The sequence below is a fragment of the Treponema sp. genome (assembly GCF_052169735.1).
Classification (GTDB): domain Bacteria; phylum Spirochaetota; class Spirochaetia; order Treponematales; family Treponemataceae; genus Treponema.
In genome coordinates, this window is record NZ_JBQNBW010000105.1 from 1 (window position 1) to 4510 (window position 4510).

7 protein-coding genes are annotated in these 4510 nt (G+C 40.6%); 3 read left to right on the forward strand and 4 right to left on the reverse strand.

The window, feature by feature from the left end; genetic code table 11:
• The 3 genes from ACTTJ8_RS11395 to ACTTJ8_RS11405 form a co-directional block, all read left to right on the forward strand.
• Positions 1-1572, forward strand: a 1572-nt coding sequence (locus ACTTJ8_RS11395; RefSeq protein ID WP_442721259.1) for an ATP-binding protein, incomplete at its 5' end; no start/stop codon positions are given.
• Positions 1573-1592: 20 nt separating this feature from the next.
• Positions 1593-1826: a DUF3791 domain-containing protein gene (locus ACTTJ8_RS11400; RefSeq protein WP_442716592.1), complete on the forward strand. Its 234-nt coding sequence runs from the start codon at positions 1593-1595 to the stop codon at positions 1824-1826.
• A gap of 116 nt (positions 1827-1942) precedes the next feature.
• Entirely contained in the window at positions 1943-2155 is a 213-nt protein-coding gene (locus tag ACTTJ8_RS11405) for a DUF3791 domain-containing protein (protein ID WP_442716591.1), read from the forward strand.
• 388 nt (positions 2156-2543) lie between these two features.
• Here the strand turns inward: ACTTJ8_RS11405 and ACTTJ8_RS11410 are convergent, their stop codons facing one another.
• The 4 genes from ACTTJ8_RS11410 to ACTTJ8_RS11425 all read right to left on the reverse strand — a co-directional run.
• Complete coding sequence (locus tag ACTTJ8_RS11410; RefSeq protein ID WP_442716590.1) at positions 2544-2978, reverse strand: hypothetical protein; 435 nt, start codon at positions 2976-2978, stop codon at positions 2544-2546.
• A gap of 18 nt (positions 2979-2996) precedes the next feature.
• Positions 2997-4013, reverse strand: a complete 1017-nt coding sequence (locus ACTTJ8_RS11415; protein ID WP_442716589.1) for a hypothetical protein — start codon at positions 4011-4013, stop codon at positions 2997-2999.
• The gene (locus ACTTJ8_RS11420) at positions 4006-4212 is read right to left on the reverse strand and encodes a YkvA family protein (protein ID WP_442716588.1); all 207 of its coding nucleotides are present in this window, start codon (positions 4210-4212) and stop codon (positions 4006-4008) included. Before ACTTJ8_RS11420 ends, ACTTJ8_RS11415 begins: the two co-directional genes overlap by 8 nt.
• Before the next feature lie 21 nt (positions 4213-4233).
• A partial coding sequence (locus ACTTJ8_RS11425) for a hypothetical protein (protein WP_442721260.1) occupies positions 4234-4510 on the reverse strand: 277 nt, incomplete at its 5' end.

Sequence of the window (4510 nt, forward strand, 5' to 3'; positions counted from 1 at the left end):
AAAGATTTACGGGAAAAAGGGTTTCTTTATGTGGATAAAACAGCATACCTTTTTCGCTTAGCAAACAGCAGTAAGGTCTATTTCTTGAGCCGTCCGCGGCGGTTCGGCAAAAGCCTCTTCCTTTCAACCTTGGCAGCCTATTTCCGCGGGCAAAAAGAGCTGTTCAAAGGACTGTATCTTGAAAAAGCGGAAGAAGAACAAGCGGCACAAGAAAACCGAACCCCATGGCAGGCATATCCGGTACTCTATCTGGATTTTAATACGGAAAATTACAATGATGAGAAAAGTATGCACACTATTCTCCACACTCATTTAGTCCAGTGGGAAAAGCAATACGAAACGGATACCTCAGAGCAAACATTTTCGAGCCGATTTAAAGGAATTATCCGGCGGGCATATCAGCAAACCGGTAAACAAGTCGTTATCCTCGTAGACGAGTATGATAAACCCTTGCTGCAAACGATGGGGGTAAATGAAGAGCTGAACGAACACTACCGTAATACGCTCAAGGCATTTTACTCTGTCATAAAAACCTGCGATCAATACATTCGCTTTGCGTTTTTAACCGGGGTAACAAAGTTCAGCAAAATCAGCATTTTCAGCGATCTGAATAACCTCAAAGATATTAGTCTGCATGAATCTTATGCCGGTATGTGCGGTATAACTCAAAAAGAACTTGAAACAAATTTTCAACCGGAGATACAAGCGCTTGCAGAAAAACAAAAGCTCGACTATCTGCAGGCGCTTGCTGCCTTAAAACAGTGGTATGACGGCTACCTATTCCATCCAGCCGGGGAAGGGATGTATAACCCCTATAGCATTCTCAATGCTTTTGATGATAAAGAGCTCAAGAGTTACTGGTTCGGTACGGGAACGCCGACTTTTTTAGTCAACTTCTTAAAAGAAGCGCACTATTATATCCCCAACCTTGATGGTAATGTTGAACTTGATGAAGAAGGCTTGCAAACCTATCGAGCGGTTGCTCAAGATGCATTGCCTATTCTGTTTCAAGCGGGGTATTTAACGATCAAGGAATATATCAGCGATCTGAAGCTGTACCGGCTTGGCTTTCCGAATAATGAAGTACGGTACGGTTTTTTGCGTAATCTGTTACCGGCATACTCTGATGTACCGTTCGGTCAAACAGGGGTATGGGTGGGACGGTTTATACAGGACATCCGTAAGGGCAATGTGGATGAGTTTATGGAGCGGATGCAGGCGATTATCTCAAGCATACCGTATGATGATTTCCCGAAGGACAAGCTGAAACTGAGGGAACAGAACTATCAGACAGCTGTGTACCTCATCTTTACACTGATGGGGCAATTTGTACAGACAGAGGTACATTCTGCAATGGGACGTGCGGACTGTGTACTCAAAACGGCTGATAGCATCTATATCTTCGAGTTTAAGCTCTCCGGCAATGGCAGTGCGGAAGATGCCCTCGTACAGATAAAAAAGAACCGCTATGCAGAACGGTACAAAGCTGATAGCAAGAAGATTGTGCTTATCGGCAGCTCTTTTGACGAAGAAAAGCGGACGATTAAAGAGTGGCAGGTAGCTAATGGGTAAGGAACGATAGCGGGGTACCAATGAGTGATCGAATTAAAAACACGGATGAACTTGAATTTGCGATATTCTGCATAGAGAACCTTGCACTCCGCTTAAAAACGGATGCCGAGCATATCTATACGGCGCTCGCAGAGTCGAACAGTTTTCTCTATGACTATATTGTTGCGCATTATGATGTACTGCATACTCAAGATAAGGAATACATCATCAATGATATACTTGAGGCGATGGATCAATGCGGGATAAAAGTATAATCGTGTATCACGGCACTGATCGGATTATTGCTCAGCCTGACACCGAGCACTCGCGGCTTAGAGTGGATTTCGGCAATTATTGATACGTACTTACAGTACAAAGGATTTAAGAGCATATGTTAGCGCATCCGGTTCTGCTGCAAAAAAAATATGCACGGGTTATCGCTCTGTATGCCCAAAAAGAGCATATCGGTTTAGATGCAGCCTTACAAAAATTCTATCATTCGGTAACATATACATTGATGAAAGACGGCATTTCCGATATGCATTGTATGAGCGACGACTATCTTACGGAGGAATTGAAGGCGGAAGATATACAAAAGAAGTAGTGAGCCGGTTACCTTGCATCCATACAATTATCCTGCACATATCAACATGCAAAAAAGTTTTGGTATGGAGCGATACCCGTCCATCGTTCCACTACTGCAACTGATGCTTCCCCGTCGGTGAAAGAGCGCACCGCTGCCCATGGATGGTGATAAGCATGCTCCCCGATGTTCTTGTTTCTCGTCCGCAGTACACGCAATGCATACCATCGGAAATGATGACGTGTTTTTCGGTAGGACTTGTCTTACACATTTGCCCGAAAGAACTTATCAACATCATTCCCGATATCCTAACCTCATGTCCGCAATACCGGCACTTCATAACAATACCTCAGTTATTTTTATGTCTGCTATTTTTAATTGCTACTCAAGTTGTTTTTTATATCCCCTTTCAATTATTTTTCTTATATCCTTGTGCACGCAATTCATCCAAGAGCGTATGGTTCGGATAAAATTCACTGAGTTCGTCGAATGCCCGTTGAAAATACAGTTTGCTTTTTTTGATTTCGCCGGTCTTTTCCAAGCAGTCGGCATACTGATAGAGATTCATACCGTCTATCCAGCCCGCATTGATAGCAACTTCAAATCGCGGAATAGCAAGATCATAGCGTTTTACATTATAAGCGGTCTGTGCTGCTCTTAGATCAAGACTATATAACCGTTCAATTCGCTTGTTCGTATACATTCCCGTTTCGGTAATACCGGCAAACCAATCATCAAAATCGCCGTCAAGCAATATAAAAAATATGTGTAATGGTGCTATTATGGCCGGTATCCCTACTATTAGGATTAAAATGGTGAGTACTATCATTTTCAAACGCTGCATTATTTTCTCCTTCCAAGTTTAATACAGTTTTGCAATTTCTGTAAAATAGCGATCTGCAATATATGTAAAATACTTATTGCCGAAAAGTGTAGCTATAAGCAAAAGCACCAGTAATACTATGATGCTTCCTATTTTAACGAGTGTATTACAGTTTAAAAGAAAAAAATGAAAACTAAATAGCGGATAAAATAATACGGTTTTACCAAACAGTTCGAGCCATTTATCGCCGCTAAACCAATTAAAAATGACAAAAATAATTCCTCCAATTAAAAGAATAATCGCACCTATTAATAAGGGATACACAACTACTGATAAAAATGATACTCGCTGCCGGAAATTAGGAAGCAATCTTTTTAATCCGGCGCGTTTGTCCCCTGCGAGCGGGGCAAGAGTGTCTTTATATCGATATATTAATTCGCATAACAATACTTGGCGCCCGTAAATATCGCGATACCGTTCCTGCTTTTCAAATAGCTGTAAGAGAAAGTTATGAAATTCGCTGCGGTATTTATCAATCCGGAAACCTTTTATAAACCAATCTATTAGGTCATCAAAAAAACCGTTTGTATTCGACGTAAGACTATAAAACATCCGATTACCTAAGCCGTTGTTTACTACCGGGGTCTTTGTAGTTTTTGCTATTAGGACTGTAGAGGAATCGGCTACGAGGTTACAAGCATTTTTTAAAAGCGCAATACCTTGTTCGTTCCAAGTATTTTTTTCCCAATATAACCGTGCATCAAAAAAGAATACCATACTGTTTGTCATTATTGCGGCACATCGTCGATATTCTTCTTTTTCTTGCTGATTTCCTGCTCTTTGTATTGCCGTTTTTAAAGAGTCGAGCATTAAATCATAAAAGCTTATCGAAAGCTTTGGGCTGTTGATTATACTCAATACTTGCAGCTGTGCATCCAAAGCGTATGCGAGTGCGCTGTCACTTGATTCTTGGTTGCGTAATTCAGTCAGTACATAAGATAAATGATCTATACTCGTAATTTCGTTGAGCGTTATCGCCGTATCTTTCCTATCCATTATTTTTCTTTCCTCTATTCACACTGTCTTTAAACCGATCCCGTATCATCTTAATGGTAAAAGCTACGGCGGCTAGGATGGCAATCAGATCATCCATAAACCCCACAACCGGCATAATATCCGGGACGATGTCGAACGGCCAGATAAGATAGATAAGCGCTAAAATATCGGCCGCTATACAACAAATCATCTTTAACATAATGTCTCCTGTAAATTCTTTTTAGTTTTCATCATCATCATCATCATCATCGTCGTCGTCATCACAATCGTCGCTGTCATCATCATAAACATAATATAGTCCATCTTCAAATTCGTATAACGCTATATTATCATTGTAATTCAGTATGAAATCATCGATTTCTTCTTTGCTTAATTCAAGATGTTGAACTAATTCAAAAAAATCAATCATATTCAAATAGAGCTTAAATAATTTATGCTGAGATATGGAGTGATACAATAAAAGTGCAGTGCCAAAATTGCCGAAAAAGAGAGGAGGA

Bases quoted from the DNA above. Each gene is read 5' to 3' on its own strand.
- ACTTJ8_RS11410 (WP_442716590.1), bottom strand. From the start codon at position 2,978: ATGCAGCGTTTGAAAATGATAGTACTCACCATTTTAATCCTAATAGTA.
- ACTTJ8_RS11420 (WP_442716588.1), bottom strand. From the start codon at position 4,212: ATGTTAAAGATGATTTGTTGTATAGCGGCCGATATTTTAGCGCTTATC.
- ACTTJ8_RS11415 (WP_442716589.1), bottom strand. From the start codon at position 4,013: ATGGATAGGAAAGATACGGCGATAACGCTCAACGAAATTACGAGTATA.
- ACTTJ8_RS11405 (WP_442716591.1), top strand. From the start codon at position 1,943: ATGTTAGCGCATCCGGTTCTGCTGCAAAAAAAATATGCACGGGTTATC.
- ACTTJ8_RS11400 (WP_442716592.1), top strand. From the start codon at position 1,593: ATGAGTGATCGAATTAAAAACACGGATGAACTTGAATTTGCGATATTC.